This window comes from Flavobacterium galactosidilyticum (assembly GCF_020911945.1).
In the GTDB taxonomy this organism is placed as follows: domain Bacteria; phylum Bacteroidota; class Bacteroidia; order Flavobacteriales; family Flavobacteriaceae; genus Flavobacterium; species Flavobacterium galactosidilyticum.
Window position 1 is genome coordinate 536,726 of record NZ_CP087135.1, and the last position, 14,499, is coordinate 551,224.

The 14,499-nt window shown below is 33.6% G+C and carries 11 protein-coding genes and 1 pseudogene; 7 read left to right on the top strand and 5 right to left on the bottom strand.

The window, feature by feature from the left end:
• Window positions 1-401: 401 nt before the first annotated feature.
• From LNP27_RS02390 to LNP27_RS02410, 5 genes are all read right to left on the bottom strand, one after another.
• Window positions 402-1,007 carry a hypothetical protein gene (locus LNP27_RS02390; protein WP_229942925.1) on the bottom strand — a complete coding sequence of 202 codons (606 nt, stop codon included), beginning with the start codon at window positions 1,005-1,007 and terminating at the stop codon, window positions 402-404.
• Window positions 991-2,256 (bottom strand): hypothetical protein, encoded by a 1,266-nt coding sequence (locus LNP27_RS02395; RefSeq protein ID WP_229942926.1) that lies wholly within the window; start codon window positions 2,254-2,256, stop codon window positions 991-993. The genes LNP27_RS02390 and LNP27_RS02395 overlap by 17 nt, the downstream gene beginning before the upstream one ends.
• Window positions 2,257-2,259: 3 nt before the next feature.
• Entirely contained in the window at window positions 2,260-2,547 is a 288-nt protein-coding gene (locus LNP27_RS02400; RefSeq protein WP_229942927.1) for a helix-turn-helix domain-containing protein, read from the bottom strand.
• Between the two features lie 112 nt (window positions 2,548-2,659).
• Window positions 2,660-3,430 carry a hypothetical protein gene (locus tag LNP27_RS02405; RefSeq protein WP_229942928.1) on the bottom strand — a complete coding sequence of 257 codons (771 nt, stop codon included), beginning with the start codon at window positions 3,428-3,430 and terminating at the stop codon, window positions 2,660-2,662.
• Window positions 3,431-3,452: 22 nt separating this feature from the next.
• The gene (locus LNP27_RS02410) at window positions 3,453-4,763 is read right to left on the bottom strand and encodes a site-specific integrase (protein WP_229942929.1); all 1,311 of its coding nucleotides are present in this window, start codon (window positions 4,761-4,763) and stop codon (window positions 3,453-3,455) included.
• Window positions 4,764-5,288: 525 nt separating this feature from the next.
• Between LNP27_RS02410 and LNP27_RS02415 the strand changes: the two genes are divergently transcribed.
• The 7 genes and pseudogenes from LNP27_RS02415 to LNP27_RS02450 all read left to right on the top strand — a co-directional run bounded on the left by LNP27_RS02415 (window position 5,289) and on the right by LNP27_RS02450 (window position 14,494).
• Window positions 5,289-5,708 (top strand): IS1/IS1595 family N-terminal zinc-binding domain-containing protein, encoded by a 420-nt coding sequence (locus LNP27_RS02415; RefSeq protein WP_229942930.1) that lies wholly within the window; start codon window positions 5,289-5,291, stop codon window positions 5,706-5,708.
• Between the two features lie 109 nt (window positions 5,709-5,817).
• Window positions 5,818-7,086 (top strand): hypothetical protein, encoded by a 1,269-nt coding sequence (locus LNP27_RS02420; protein WP_229942931.1) that lies wholly within the window; start codon window positions 5,818-5,820, stop codon window positions 7,084-7,086.
• Window positions 7,087-7,115: 29 nt separating this feature from the next.
• Window positions 7,116-8,651, top strand: coding sequence for an MFS transporter (locus tag LNP27_RS02425; protein ID WP_229942932.1), 1,536 nt, complete (start codon window positions 7,116-7,118; stop codon window positions 8,649-8,651).
• Between the two features lie 100 nt (window positions 8,652-8,751).
• On the top strand, window positions 8,752-8,976 hold the full coding sequence (locus tag LNP27_RS02430; protein ID WP_229942933.1) for a DUF6814 family protein: 225 nt from the start codon (window positions 8,752-8,754) through the stop codon (window positions 8,974-8,976).
• A 528-nt stretch (window positions 8,977-9,504) separates the two neighbouring features.
• Window positions 9,505-12,210 (top strand): sensor histidine kinase, encoded by a 2,706-nt coding sequence (locus LNP27_RS02440; RefSeq protein WP_229942935.1) that lies wholly within the window; start codon window positions 9,505-9,507, stop codon window positions 12,208-12,210.
• A gap of 4 nt (window positions 12,211-12,214) precedes the next feature.
• Entirely contained in the window at window positions 12,215-12,577 is a 363-nt protein-coding gene (locus LNP27_RS02445) for a response regulator transcription factor (protein WP_229942936.1), read from the top strand.
• Between the two features lie 15 nt (window positions 12,578-12,592).
• Window positions 12,593-14,494: pseudogene (locus LNP27_RS02450) on the top strand (AMP-binding protein).
• Window positions 14,495-14,499: the final 5 nt, after the last annotated feature.

A 14,499-nucleotide genomic window follows, 5' to 3' on the forward strand; every position in this document is an offset into this window, starting at 1 on the left:
TAGTTCGCTAAGATATCGAAAAAAAACTCTTCCATAATGTGGAAAACCACAATGCCCAAGCAACTGGTAAATAAACGATATATACCACTGAAAATCAATACCCAGTTTTAGTGACATTTGAGTTTTCTTCTAACAGATAATAACTTTAAATAAAAAATCCACTTCCTATCAAGAGAACGAACACTCATGTTGCATTCTACTTTCTGAAGAAGTGGAGATAATTGTAGACAACTGTGGAGACCACAGATTTATTGAGAAAAAAAGTCTGTGTATGTAAAGTCGTTATTACTAAATTAGCACGTAGAGTTTGCTAATTGCCTTAGGAATGAAACACTATAGATTGCATTAGCATTGCATCGGTGCTATGTTTAGTAATACCGTTTATTAAGGATTTGGCTAATTTAAGCGGTCGCATTAAGCATTAATAACTGCTTAGAGATGATTGTAACCCACTCGAGCTGTTTGCTATGAATAGGAGGCAAAGGATGATAAAAAGCCCATTGAGTATTTGCTTTTAATATACCGCAGGGATTTGAAGCGTTACTGGCTATCATCGCTTTTAATGCAAGTGGCATTAAGTTCACTGAGACACCCCAGCCAAAGATAACAGGTACATTATTAACCCACAGTTGATTAAAGTCTTCATGACGGTTTTCATCAAAAATCGAGTGTGAGATGCGCTTAAGGTCTAGTTCTATTATTTTACCATAGAATATACTGCTATTAGCTTCGCGTAGGTCTGAAAGGTTTAAAACGCGTGCATATTGAAGTTTGCAGTTGAGCATTACTTTCATGATTTGGTTTTGAGTATTGTCTGGAATTGCTAATGATTCTTTCGTATTGTTTTCAATACCATCTAAGGGCTTCGAAGAGCCCGGATTCATCATTACAACCATTAAATCAGGGATTTTACACCCTGAGTTAACCGTTTTGATATCTAAGTACTTGCGGAACTTTAGTCCCTGAACTTCGTAATAGAAGCCTGTTATTTTAAATTGTGTTTTCATTGGTTTCTTTAAGCCATAAGGCTCTATAGTCTTTATTTTTACCATCCTTAATTTGAGTAAAATAAGCTGTTAAATGAACACCTAAAGATAGTGCAGTATTGTAAAATCTATTGTCATTCATAATGTCGACCATTTTCTTTAAATCATTTATTAGAATTTGTACTTTACCAGATTCCAAAAATATATTTGTAAAATTATTTTTCCCCGTCTTTTTAAGGTCCTTCAACCTTAAATCTCTAATTAGTTCCAGTGCTTCGATCTTCTCAGCTAAAGTAAAGTTTCCCTTGTATACTTTTATTCTGTTCAGCTTTTCGAGGGTTCTGATACTTGTAATTTTTATATCTACTGGAGGTCGTACTTCAACATTTTGCGCGTCGCAAAAGTTAATTTTATAACCTGCCGATTTAAAACCTTGGATGGGTTTACTAATTAATGTCAAAATACCCAGATCTTGAAATACTTGCTTAGCCTCTTTGATTTGAGTTCTACCAAAAATACTTTCCCAGAATGAGGCAGGTATATTAACATTTATACCATTGTAAGACAACTCCATGATTAAAGATAGAAATGCAATTACATCTTGTTCAGAAGATTTAATTCCCATTGAGTTTAATGACTCTACAGCGCTCTTAAAATCTATATTGCAGTAAGGCAGCTTCGCAGTATAAAAGGCACTAATTTTCCCTACTTTTACTTTTGCTCTAACAAGAGTTAGACCGTCATTATCAAGTTCTACAATACTAGAAAAGGATTTGTAAAAAGATAGTTCTTTCGGATTAAGACTGTTGACTTTTGCCTTCAGATACTTAAGTTGTCTCTTGGACAATTTTTCGACATTTGTGCAATCATTTGTATTAATTATAATATTACTATATAATGGCACAATTGCACGTTTTTTGTCCTCCAGATAATTTAAATATTGCACAATTGATTTCTCTCTTTTAGTTAAGGACATTAATTCTATACTTTTTTTTATGTTTTCTGTTGTAATCAGATATGACTCTTTTCTTGATTCTAGCATAAATCTAATTGCCTCATCATAGCCGTTATCATAGAAATGTTTTTCTAACTCTTTGTATTGCTGGCTTCTCATAGTATTTTCTTTGACAGCCATTGATTTAACTACCATTAAATCACGAGTAAAAACTTGCAGGATACTGTCCTCTTTACTAAAAGAATTTCTTAAATTATCCGTATCTTTGTAATAGTCAAAAGCTTGGGCGGTGGTTAGTATAGTAGTACTTTTCATCGCTTATTTTTTAATAGCTTTTAAAGCCTCTTCTATTTCATCACTTTTGTATCGTACCAAGTTCCCGATGCGATAGGGCTTAAGAATTTCAAGCTTATCCCATTCAGAAACAGTAGACAGAGCCACCTTAAGCATTGTTGAAACCTCTTTCCTAGTTAGAAATTCGACTGGAGGCTTAGGCGTCAATTTATTGAATAACTCTTTTATTTCTTTTCGAGTATCATCCCTCAGAATTTCTCTAAGCTGTTCTGGCGTAGTGTTGTAGATTTGTGTAACTATGTGTTCGTTCATTGCTTTTATATTTAGGTTATAAAGCAAATTAACGACTAAAGAGTAGTAGGAAGAAAAGTAGCCTACTACCGAGGCTACTCCAGTAGTAACTTAAAAAACAAAAATTAGTAGGTTAGATATCATCTAACATCGAATCAATGTAATCCAGATCCTTCTGATAGTTAGCACCTATTGAAGATGGTTTTTGCTCCAGTCTAGAAATATATGTTGCTATATTTTTTACATTCAGTCCAGTGATCTTACTTATAACTTCAGACTGTTTAGCTTGAGATTTAAGTCTAATCTTTTTATCATTAAAGAAACCTACCTTATCTAGAAGAATGACTATTTGATTGGCAGTAATCTGTAATTTTCCATCTCTTACATCCTCTACAACATCAAACCGTATTTCATCATCTAAAGGAATATCTTCATAAGGAGAAATGTTCTCAATGGGTCCATTTGACATATAAAAACCCTCCTTATTTAGCTCTTCTTTTAAGTAAGACAACTTTTTGTCAAGGGATATTTTAAAGCTCGCTAACCCTTCTGAATAAATATGATAGCATTCTGTTATTATTACCCTGTTCTCTTCTGGGTCGTAAAGTTTTCTAATTTCTGACTGAATAAAATCAGCTCGTTCAGCATCAAGGTTAAGCTCGACAAATTTCTCAAACCTCACTTTAAAGCTGTTTTTATAAACAGCCAAAGGACAATCAAAAAAATAATAATCATCCTTAATAGAGTTCCGAAACAAACTTTCCAGTAAAGAGGCTATTTCCTTCTTGTCAAGAAGGAGCTGAGAATTCAACTCCTTTGACCTTTCAATCCTAATTGATAAACTTTTATTTGCAGATATTTTACCTTTTAACTCCTCCGCAATTGATGATGATGTTACACCCATATTCATGCCTTATTTACGCTTATTATACATTAAAGTAACCGCTATCAACAATATGTTGCGCTCTTTCTTCTTCTTTGATTCGAATGTACCTATAAAATTCCTTTTCAGTCGTATGCCCTGAAAACAACATGATATCAAAGATTGGCATTTTTCTTAAATACATATTAGTACAAAAACTTCTTCTTGCAGTATGAGACTTCAACAATTTGTATTTTGGAATCATTTCAGTCACCAATTTGCCACCCTTTGTTTGTTCACACTTTATTGACTCAGTCCACTGAAGGTCCAGACCTATTGTTTTAATATGTTCGTTAATATGTTGTTCTGGAATCGATGGGGGAGGTACTCCACCATACCTTTTATCCATAATTTCTCTTATCTCTTTTGTTATCGGACACATCACCACCCTACCTCGTTTACGGTTTTTTTGTTGAACAAATTTAAAATATTGTATCTCCCCCTTCGTTACGATATCATCCTTAGATAGACTATTATAATCACTAACTCGTTGCCCCGTATAGCAACCTATCAAAAATACATCTCTAGCGTGTTCTAAGACCGGAGTTTTAGACAAATCCTTATTATGCAGAACTTTAATCTCGGCATCTGATAAATATATTTCAGTTGTGATTTCCTTCTCAACCTTAAAGTCTCTACTTTGATGTTTAACACTAGCAGTATAGCCCTCTACAAATGCATAATTCATAAAAGACTTAATGGTTTTGATATGCTTACCAATGGTGTTTAAAGAATAATTTTCCTTTTCCAAAAATGCTTTGAAACTATTGTAAAAAGGCATATCAATTGCCTCAAAGCTCAATGAAATCTGTTTCTTTTTTTCATATTTCTCGAGAATCGTAATAGCTTGCTTATACACTCTTTTAGTCACCGGAGCTATAGAAGTCCCCTTATCGTCTATAAACTTGTTACAGACGTCTATAAAGGATAGTACAATCTCTTTGTCACTCTCAACTAAATGTTTCTTTCTTACAATAATATCCAACTCCTTTTTTATCATCTCATTAGTAACACCATCCCCGTAGTCCATATATAGTTTTTGATAGCGACTGAGTATAGAATCTTCAAAATGTTTTAGATCTTGATTAACTTTGTCTTTATTAATAAGAGAGCTGATGTTTTTTATACGCTGCTTCTTAAAATCCCAATTTGCAAAACATGATTTATACCCAACAGAATACTTAAGCCTTTCGGCACCATATGAAAAATAGAGGTATATCAGACTCTCTTGCTGCTTATGCTCCTCTAGGTTTTTTTTTGACTCCTTGAACGCATATCGCACAGAGCCTTTAGACATTTGAATTTGTACAGACATATAATTAATTTTAGTCCTCAAAGATACAAAATAACCCTGCATAAGGGTGCTTAAAAGGGTGCTTATTTATTCATGCTTACTAAGAACACATCGGAACACATCGACAACATAAATCTTTAATTCACTTGCTGACAATGGTTTTATGAATAACTATTTATATGACGAGTATTTTATAAGCAGGATTAATTTAGTACTGGAGGTACCACAAAACCCGAATAGAAATATTCGGGTTTTTTGTTTTAAAAAAGTTCCGCTTTAAAACTTTCTTAGCGTTGATACTACTTCAGCTTTTGACTACTATAAATAAAAAAAACCAGAGCAAGTCTGGGTTATATATACTATTTTATAGTATAGACACTAAAGCGTAATAAATAGCCGAACACTATCAAACCTCGTAATTTCATAAAAAATTAGATAATTAAATAGCAAATCTGCAATTAAATTATTTTTTATTTACAGATATCATTTAATATAATTGCTAATTTACTATATTTATGCAAATTATATATATATATATATATATATATGGAGATTTTAGCCTGTCCAAAATGCCAAGGAAACCACATAATAAAAAGCGGAGTCATTAACAATAAACAAAGGTACTTATGTAAAAAATGCAACTATTTTTTTACTGTTAACAAAATTGGCAAAAAAATAGATGATTACTACGTAACCAAAGCATTACAACTCTACCTAGAAGGCTTAAGTTTCAGAGAAATAGAACGAATTATAGGGGTTTCGCACGTAACTGTTAGCAACTGGGTAAAGACCTACAACATAAAAAAACCATCTCATGCTAATTACCACCCTACTTACAAGATATTTAACCATTTAGAACTAGTAGAATATTTAAAAAACAAACAATTACTTTCTGGTGCTGGCATGATTATCACTGAATTAGGCGATAAGTTTATGCTTATAAAATGGGAAAGATTCAAAGATTAACTATAGTGGTTAACACAAAAATATATCATGATTTTTTTCTAGAATAAAATAATAGAATTTGGCACTGTTGAAACTAACCATTTTAATTAAACCAAACTTACTATTTATCATGAAAAAAACATGTTTAATACTTTTAATCGGGGTTGCTTCTTTCAAAGCGTATTCCCAAACTCCATCACCCACGCCAGTTCAATCTTCTTCTGAGAAAGAATGGAATGTAAGTATTTATGGTTTCGCTAGAACTGATTTCATTTGGGATAGCCGAAAATCAGCTTTTACTAGAGAAGGTCAATTAAATTTATATCCCCTAGATGTTGTTTTAGATGCTAACGGTAAAGATATTAATGCTGCTGCACAATCTAATTTCCTATCTATAACTTCAAGACTAGGAGTAAAAGCTAAAGGACCAAATGTTTGGGGAGCAAAAACCTCATCTATAATGGAAGCAGATTTTTATGGAAATGTGGAAGGTGGAACAATAGGGTTACTAAGATTAAGACATGCGTATGTGAATTTAGAATGGTCTAAAACAAGTCTAACCTTAGGACAAACGTGGTATCCACAATTCATACCTGAAGTTTTCCCTGGTGTTGCCAATTTCAACACCGCAATCCTATTTAATCCTTTTGGATGGGCGACTCAAGCTAAAATAAAACAAATTTTAAGCAACGAAGTTTCCCTGACGTTAACTGCTTATAAAGAAAGAGAATTTCCAGCTCCAGGACCAGGAACACAAAATTCAGCATCAATAAATTCAGTATTACCTTCCCTTAATGCACAAATTCAGTACAAAGCGAAAAATACTATTTTAGGATTAGGAGCTGAATACAAATCACTTCAGCCTTTAACTGTCTCTAATAATTTAGTTTCTACTGAAAAAGTAAACAGCAGTTCATTTTTTGGATACGCCAAATATTCAAACGATCAATTTTCTATAAAAGCTTACGGAATTTCAGGTGGAAATTTAAACAACCTAGTAATGCTTGGTGGCTATACCGGAAAAAATATTACTACTCAAGTGGAAACTTATGACCCAACAAAAACAACAGCTTTTTGGCTTGATCTTGCTAGCAACGGAAAAGCTATTGCTCCAGGATTATTCTTTGGGTATACCAAAAATAATGGATCAAAAGACGATAACACAATTGCTACTTTCGTAAATTATGTTCGTGGCATAAGCGGAAACAGAATAGTGGATAATGTATGGAGAGCTTCGGGAAGAATTGATTTTAAGAAAAATAAATTTAGAGTTACACCAGAACTAGAATACACCGCTGCAACTTGGGGCGATTTAAATAAAAGTAACGCCACTGCAGGCGCAAACAAAACAAATGTTGGAAACTTTAGAACCATGCTTTCCTGCGCCTATTCATTTTAAAAACCAAACTAACAAAAAACCAATAAAATATGAAAGAAAAATCAACAAAAGGAATTTGGAAAGTTATTTCCGCATCCTCAATGGGTACAATGATCGAATGGTATGACTTTTACATCTTTGGAAGTTTAGCTGTTGTAATTTCAACAAAATTCTTCCCTTCAGACAATCCAACAGCCGCGTTTTTATCAACATTGGCTACGTTTGCTGCCGGATTTGTAGTTAGACCTTTCGGAGCTCTTTTCTTCGGAAGATTAGGAGATTTAATTGGAAGAAAATATACTTTCATGGTTACTTTACTTTTAATGGGTGGTGCAACATTCCTAATAGGCTGTATCCCGAGCTACGAAACCATAGGCTTTATGGCCCCTTTATTAGTATTAATTCTTCGTTTGTTACAAGGACTTGCCTTAGGTGGCGAATACGGCGGAGCGGCAACTTATGTTGCGGAACATGCTCCGGTAGGACAACGAGGATATTGGACGTCTTGGATTCAAACTACTGCAACGGTTGGTTTATTTATTTCGTTGATGGTAATTCTAGCCACAAGAAATATACTTACACCTGAACAATTTGATGAATGGGGATGGAGAGTTCCGTTTTGGGTATCTATTGTAATGGTTGGAGTTTCGTATTTGATTCGTAAAAACATGGATGAATCTCCCGTTTTTGCAAAAGCGAAAAGCGAAGGAAAAACAAGTACAAATCCTTTGAAAGAGAGTTTTGGAAACCGCTACAATTTGAAGTTTGTATTATTAGCTTTATTTGGAGCTACAATGGGACAAGGGGTAGTTTGGTACACTGGTCAATTTTACGCAATGAGTTTCATGAAAACCGTAATGGCTATTGATTCTTCTCAAGTTGATACTTTATTGGGAATTGCTTTGATTTTAGGAACACCGTTTTTCGTATTCTTTGGTTGGTTTAGTGATAAAGTAGGTAGAAAATACATCATGATGGGTGGAATGCTATTGGCTATTTTATTATACAGACCTATCTACAAACAAATGTACGAAACCACATCAGTAAAAAACAAAACGGAAATAGTAGAAAAAACAACGCTGCTTGCTGAGTTAAAACAGACTAAAAAACAGACTATGGACTCCATCTATACTACTCACAAAGAGTACACAGATGGAACAACGTTTCAAGAAATAAAAACCGTACATTTAGAAAACGGCACAGCAATTATAGTTGACGGCAAACCAAAAGGCGATACTAAAACAACTGTAAAAATTAACTCCAGCGACGAATGGTCTTTAGTATTCCTTGTGTTCATACAAGTCATATTTGTAACCATGGTTTATGGTCCTATTGCAGCATTTTTAGTTGAAATGTTCCCAGTAAAAATTAGATACACCTCTATGTCATTGCCTTATCACGTAGGAAATGGAATTTTTGGAGGTTTACTTCCTGCTATTTCTACCTATTTTGTTACTAATGCGAAAGACTTGGGTCATCCAGAGTTTTACTTGGAAGGACTTTGGTATCCAATCGTGATCGCTGCAGTCAGCTTTGTAGTTGGAATGGTTTACATAAAAAATAAAGATAAAAACGCTCACGTATAAAAACACAGCTATGAAATGAGCATTAATGTAATTGGGTTGTAAACACCAATGATGATATGCGAATTACAAATGACCGATAAAAAACAATAAATAGCAACATATGAATCAAATAAAAAGAATTTTAGGATTAGTTTGGATTGCATTAGCAGTTGCTGCAGCCTATTTTTGCATCTTCACTTTTGGATTACCAAAATTTATGTCCGGAAAACAAGAAGACTTAGTTTTCGGAATTATTATTCTCTTTGTACTAACCCCACTGATCGTTTTGGGACTAGGTACCTTTGGATATTACGCCTTAATGGGTGATTATGATGAAAAGGAATAAATAATAAAACCATACCACATTAGACAATCTCTGCATTTATTTGCAGAGATTGTCTATTTTTAAAAAAAAAGGATAACAACATAAAGTATAACATTTTCAAAACTAAAGCTGAGCAGTTTAAAGTTAATGATATAAATTATCTTTTAATGCCGCAAAGATTTTAAGGAACAAAGGTTTTACTTACTTTTATTTAATAAATAATTGTACTTATGTCGTTGTGACTTCGTGGCAAATAAATGACAAACAACACCTATCTTAGTAGAAAATAAAATTTTAGATTCTAATAAGAATTTACAACAAGCATAATAGCTAATACGCTTAAAAACAAGTAGCATCTTACGATGAAAAAGAGACATGAACAAAAGTTGGTTATCCTTTCAATGTTAATACTATTAGCATTGAACATACCGCTTTTGCTTTTATTTGATAGTTCAAAACCACTTTTTGGGTTCCCCATTATATACATCTATATTTTTTCTGGATGGTTATTCTCAATCGCTATTTCGTACTTAATTATAAAAAGATATTATGAATAGCATTGGACTCTTTCTAATATTAGTGGTTTATGTATCCATACTTTTTTATATCGCCCATTGGTCTGAAAAAATAAGTCATTCTAAATGGACAAATAATGCCTATATCTATTCCTTTTCATTAGCCGTATATTGTACAGCCTGGACGTACTATGGTAGTATTGGAATGGCGGCAAGTTCTGGCTTAAGTTATTTAACTATTTATTTAGGTCCAATTATAATTATTCCTACATGGATGATTGTCCTAAAGAGAATTATTAGAATATCGAGAGTAAATAAAATTTCCAGCATCGCTGATTTTATTTCTTTACGATATGGCAACAGTAGATTTCTTGGCGCATTGGTTACGTTAATTTGTATTTTCGGAATTGTACCTTACATCGCTTTACAATTAAAATCAATTTCAGATACGTTTCATATTGTTACAAAAACCGAAGCCACCGACAATATTTTTACCGATACCACCACTTATGTTTGTCTCGCTTTGGCGCTATTTGCCTCTTATTACGGAACGAAGTATGTTGATGCATCTGAAAAAAGACGCGGAATTGTTACAGCGGTAGCAATGGAATCTATTTTAAAATTAGTCTTCTTTTTAATCATTGGAATATATGTAACTTATTTTGTTTTTGATGGATTCGATGACATTTATCAAAAAGCAGCCGTTCTTAAAGATTTTGATAAAAAAAATACAATTGGCGATCTTACAAACGGAATCAACTGGTTCTTTCTTTGTATTTTATCCATGTTTGCTATTTTTTTATTACCAAGACAATTCCACACCGCAATTGTAGAGAATAATAAAGAAACTCACATTCGAACAGCTATCTGGTTGTTCCCATTGTATTTATTGCTTTTTAATATTTTTGTATTTCCAATTGCTTGGGGTGGAAACATACTATTTAAAGGACAAAATTTAAATTCTGATACGTATTCATTGCTCATACCGCAATTTTTCAATAATAACATTTTGACTGTTCTCGTGTTTCTGGGAGGGTTTTCAGCTGCGATTTCGATGATAGTAATATCGTGTATTTCTCTTTCGACGATGTTAAGCAATAACTTATTGATTCCATACGGATTCATTGGATCGTTAGAGAACTCATCACAAGAAAAAAACAACAACCGCATTGTTAGAAGTAGAAAATTAGGAATATTTTTTCTGATTATTTTGGCCTATGCCATCTATCGTATTTTCATTTTAGATTACTCACTCGTTTCCATAGGATTAGTATCCTTTGTTGTTATCGGTCAGTTGGCTCCTTCGTTTTTTGGAGCTTTATTTTGGAAAAGAGGTTCTAAGCATGGTGCTGTTACGGGAATTATCATCGGATTTTTAGTCTGTCTTTACACGCTTTTAATTCCTTATGCCATAGGAATTACAAAATCAACAAGTCTTTTTATTCAGGAAGGACTATGGGGAATTACACTTTTAAAACCTTTTCAACTTTTTGGGTTGGATTATTTAGACCCCATTCCACATGCTTTTTTTTGGAGTTTACTTCTAAACACCTTGAGCTATTTAGCGATTTCGGTAAGTTTCAAAGGAAATTATAGAGAACGTAATTATGCCGAAATGTTTGTGGATATTGACAAATACATTACCAATCACGAGAACGCATTTGTATGGAAAGGAACCGCTTATATAAAAGATATCCAGAAGGTATTACAGCGTTTCCTGGGTGAAGAGAGAACAAAAAGAGCGCTGACTATTTTTAATTTAAAATATAACGTCGACAAAAACATCACAACAGCTGATGCCCGATTTATAAAATTTGCTGAGAATCTATTAACAGGTCATATAGGTACGGCTTCCGCCAAAATTCTAATATCAAGTGTTATTAAAGAAGATAAAATAAGTTTGCCAGAGGTTTTACGCATTTTAGAGGAATCGAAAGAAAACCTCATCATCAATAAAAAATTGACGGACACTTCTAATGAATTAAAAAAAATATCAGAACAATTAAAAAATGCGAATTTAGAATTGATTGACAAAGACATTCAAAAAGATGAATTTCTGGACACTGTAACGCATGAGCTAAGAACGCCAATAACCGCAATTAGAGCAGCGAGCGAAATTCTTCACGATGATGATGAAATCCCAGAAGAATTACGAAAACAATTTTTGCAAAATATTATTTCTGAATCGGATAGATTGAATCGACTGATTGATAAAATTCTAGACTTGGAAAAATTTGAAACTGGCAAACAAAAAATTTATTTGTCTAAAAATGACATTTCTAAAACGATAAAAAACACACTAGATTCGTTGCAGCAATTAATAAAAAACAAAAAAATAACTGTCGAATTCAACGAAGCTTCTTACGAGATAAAAGCTTTTTACGATGAAGAACGAATCATTCAAGTAATAAACAATTTACTATCTAATGCTATAAAATTCAGTTCTAATACAAATGGAAAAATAGTGATTTCGATTCATGAAAACAAACAGGTTATAGAAGTCAAAATACACAACAATGGCAAAGAAATTAAGAAAGAAGATCTTGAGGTTATTTTTGATAAATTCTATCAATCTCGAAATCAAAATGTAAAAAAACCAGTAGGAAGTGGATTAGGATTAGCCATTTGTAAAAAAATTATTGAACACCATAAAGGAAAGATTTGGGCGGAAGACAACGTAGTAGATGGAGCGACATTTACTTTTACCTTACCTAATTATAACACAGCAGAAAACCGTTAACGAAATGAAAAAGATATTAATTGTAGATGACGAACCAAATATAGTAATGGCACTAGAATATACATTCAAGAAAAACAATTTTGAAGTTTTTATAGCGCGTGATGGATACGAAGCATTAGACATTTTAAAAAAACAACTTCCTGATGTAATCATTCTAGATGTAATGATGCCAATGGTGGACGGTTATGCAACATTAGAACAAATCAAAAAAGACGAAAGTCTTCAACACTGTAAAGTGATATTTCTTTCGGCCAAAAATAAAGAGAAGGATATCGAAACGGGACTTTCATTGGGCGCTAATTTATACGTTACAAAGCCTTTTTCAATCAAGAAATTAGTCGATCAAGTTCATGAATTAATTCAATAACAAAAAACCATTGTCATGACTTACAAAGAAATATACACAGAAAGCATCGAGCAACCTGAAAAATTCTGGAAACACCACGCTGATGAAATTGAGTGGTACAGCAAACCGTAAATTATTACATCTGAAGATGAAAACGGATATCCGCTTTGGTACAAAGATGGCGAATTGAACGTTTGCTATTTAGCTATAGACAAACACATTCAGGATGGTTATGGAAATAATACAGCGCTTATTTACGATTCTCCTGTTACACAAAATATAAAAAAATACACCTTTTTAGAGGTCAAAACTGAAGTAGCAAAACTAGCAGGAGGAATGCTTTCGTTAGGTTTAAAAAAAGGCGATACTGCCGTAATTTACATGCCTATGATTCCACAGGCTGCATTTGCAATGCTTGCCTGTGCGAGGATTGGGGTTACACATTCCGTGGTTTTTGGCGGTTTTGCACCTCATGAATTAGCCATTCGTATTGATGATTGCAAGCCTAGAGTGATTATTACAGCATCCTCAGGAATCGAAATTGATCGTTTGATTGCCTACAAACCATTAGTTGATGAGGCTATTGAACTCGCCTCACACAGACCCAAGAAAGTAATTGTTTTTAATAGAAAATTAGGCGCAAGAGTTCCCTTCAAAAAATACGATGTTGACTACGATGCACTAATTTACGGATCAGAGGAAACAGCTTGCGTACCTGTTAACACAACACATCCTTTATACATATTATACACATCAGGCACAACCGGAAAACCAAAAGGTGTAGTTCGTGACACTGGTGGATATGCCGTAGCGTTAAAATTTTCAATGACTCACATATACAATATCAAACCAGATGAAGTTTTTTGGGCCGCGTCTGATGTGGGTTGGGTTGTAGGTCATAGTTTTATCGTTTACGGGCCCTTAATCAACAGAAATACAACAGTAATTTTTGAAGGAAAGCCAATAAAAACACCCGATGCAAGTACTTTTTGGAGAGTTATCGCTGAGCATAAAGTAAATGCTATGTTTACGGCTCCTACTGCTATTCGAGCCATAAAAAAGGAAGATCCTGATGGTGAATTTATCAAACAATACGATTTGAGTTCGCTAAAAACACAATTTCTAGCTGGAGAACGTTGCGATATTGCTACTTTAGAATGGTATCAAAAACACATTCCCGCTCCAGCAATTGACCATTGGTGGCAAACAGAATCAGGCTGGCCAATGATTGCTAACTTAATGGGTGTTGAGCAATTACCTATAAAACCAGGCTCCGTAGGAAAAGCAGTTTGTGGCTACGACATAAGAATATTTAGTGAAGATGGAACGGAGCTAGGCGCGAATAAAGAAGGATATGTGGTAGTTAAATTACCGTTACCCCCCGGAACTTTATTAGATTTGTGGCAAGATAATCCTAGATTTAAGTCGGGTTACTTAGATCAATTTCCAGGATATTACTTTTCTGGAGACGGAGGTTACAAAGATGATGAAGATTATATTTTTATCACCGGTAGAGTTGACGATGTAATTAATGTGGCGGGACATCGACTTTCGACTGCTGAAATGGAAGAAGTAGTTTCCTCCCATCCTTCAGTAGCTGAATGTGCCGTAATAGGAATTAACGATTCAATAAAAGGTCAGATTCCATTAGCCTTAGTTGTCGTAAAACTAAATGATGAAATAGAACATTATCAACTACAACAAGAAACAATAAAATTAGTACGACAGCAAATTGGCGCCGTAGCATCGCTTCAAAGTGTAGTTATTGTCGATCGATTGCCTAAAACTAGATCAGGTAAAATTTTGAGGAAATTAATGCGAAGTATTGCTGATGGTGAAAATTTCCAAATCCCATCAACAATAGATGATGAGAATATCGTTGGTGAAATTGATAGCGTATTGCAAAAATATAATATTGGAATTTATAATGTAAAATAACAACA

Excerpts from the sequence above, each read along its gene's own strand:
- LNP27_RS02390 (WP_229942925.1), bottom strand. The coding sequence starts at position 1,007 with ATGAAAACACAATTTAAAATAACAGGCTTCTATTACGAAGTTCAGGGA.
- LNP27_RS02395 (WP_229942926.1), bottom strand. The coding sequence starts at position 2,256 with ATGAAAAGTACTACTATACTAACCACCGCCCAAGCTTTTGACTATTAC.
- LNP27_RS02400 (WP_229942927.1), bottom strand. The coding sequence starts at position 2,547 with ATGAACGAACACATAGTTACACAAATCTACAACACTACGCCAGAACAG.
- LNP27_RS02405 (WP_229942928.1), bottom strand. The coding sequence starts at position 3,430 with ATGGGTGTAACATCATCATCAATTGCGGAGGAGTTAAAAGGTAAAATA.
- LNP27_RS02410 (WP_229942929.1), bottom strand. The coding sequence starts at position 4,763 with ATGTCTGTACAAATTCAAATGTCTAAAGGCTCTGTGCGATATGCGTTC.
- LNP27_RS02415 (WP_229942930.1), top strand. The coding sequence starts at position 5,289 with ATGGAGATTTTAGCCTGTCCAAAATGCCAAGGAAACCACATAATAAAA.
- LNP27_RS02420 (WP_229942931.1), top strand. The coding sequence starts at position 5,818 with ATGAAAAAAACATGTTTAATACTTTTAATCGGGGTTGCTTCTTTCAAA.
- LNP27_RS02425 (WP_229942932.1), top strand. The coding sequence starts at position 7,116 with ATGAAAGAAAAATCAACAAAAGGAATTTGGAAAGTTATTTCCGCATCC.
- LNP27_RS02430 (WP_229942933.1), top strand. The coding sequence starts at position 8,752 with ATGAATCAAATAAAAAGAATTTTAGGATTAGTTTGGATTGCATTAGCA.
- LNP27_RS02440 (WP_229942935.1), top strand. The coding sequence starts at position 9,505 with ATGAATAGCATTGGACTCTTTCTAATATTAGTGGTTTATGTATCCATA.
- LNP27_RS02445 (WP_229942936.1), top strand. The coding sequence starts at position 12,215 with ATGAAAAAGATATTAATTGTAGATGACGAACCAAATATAGTAATGGCA.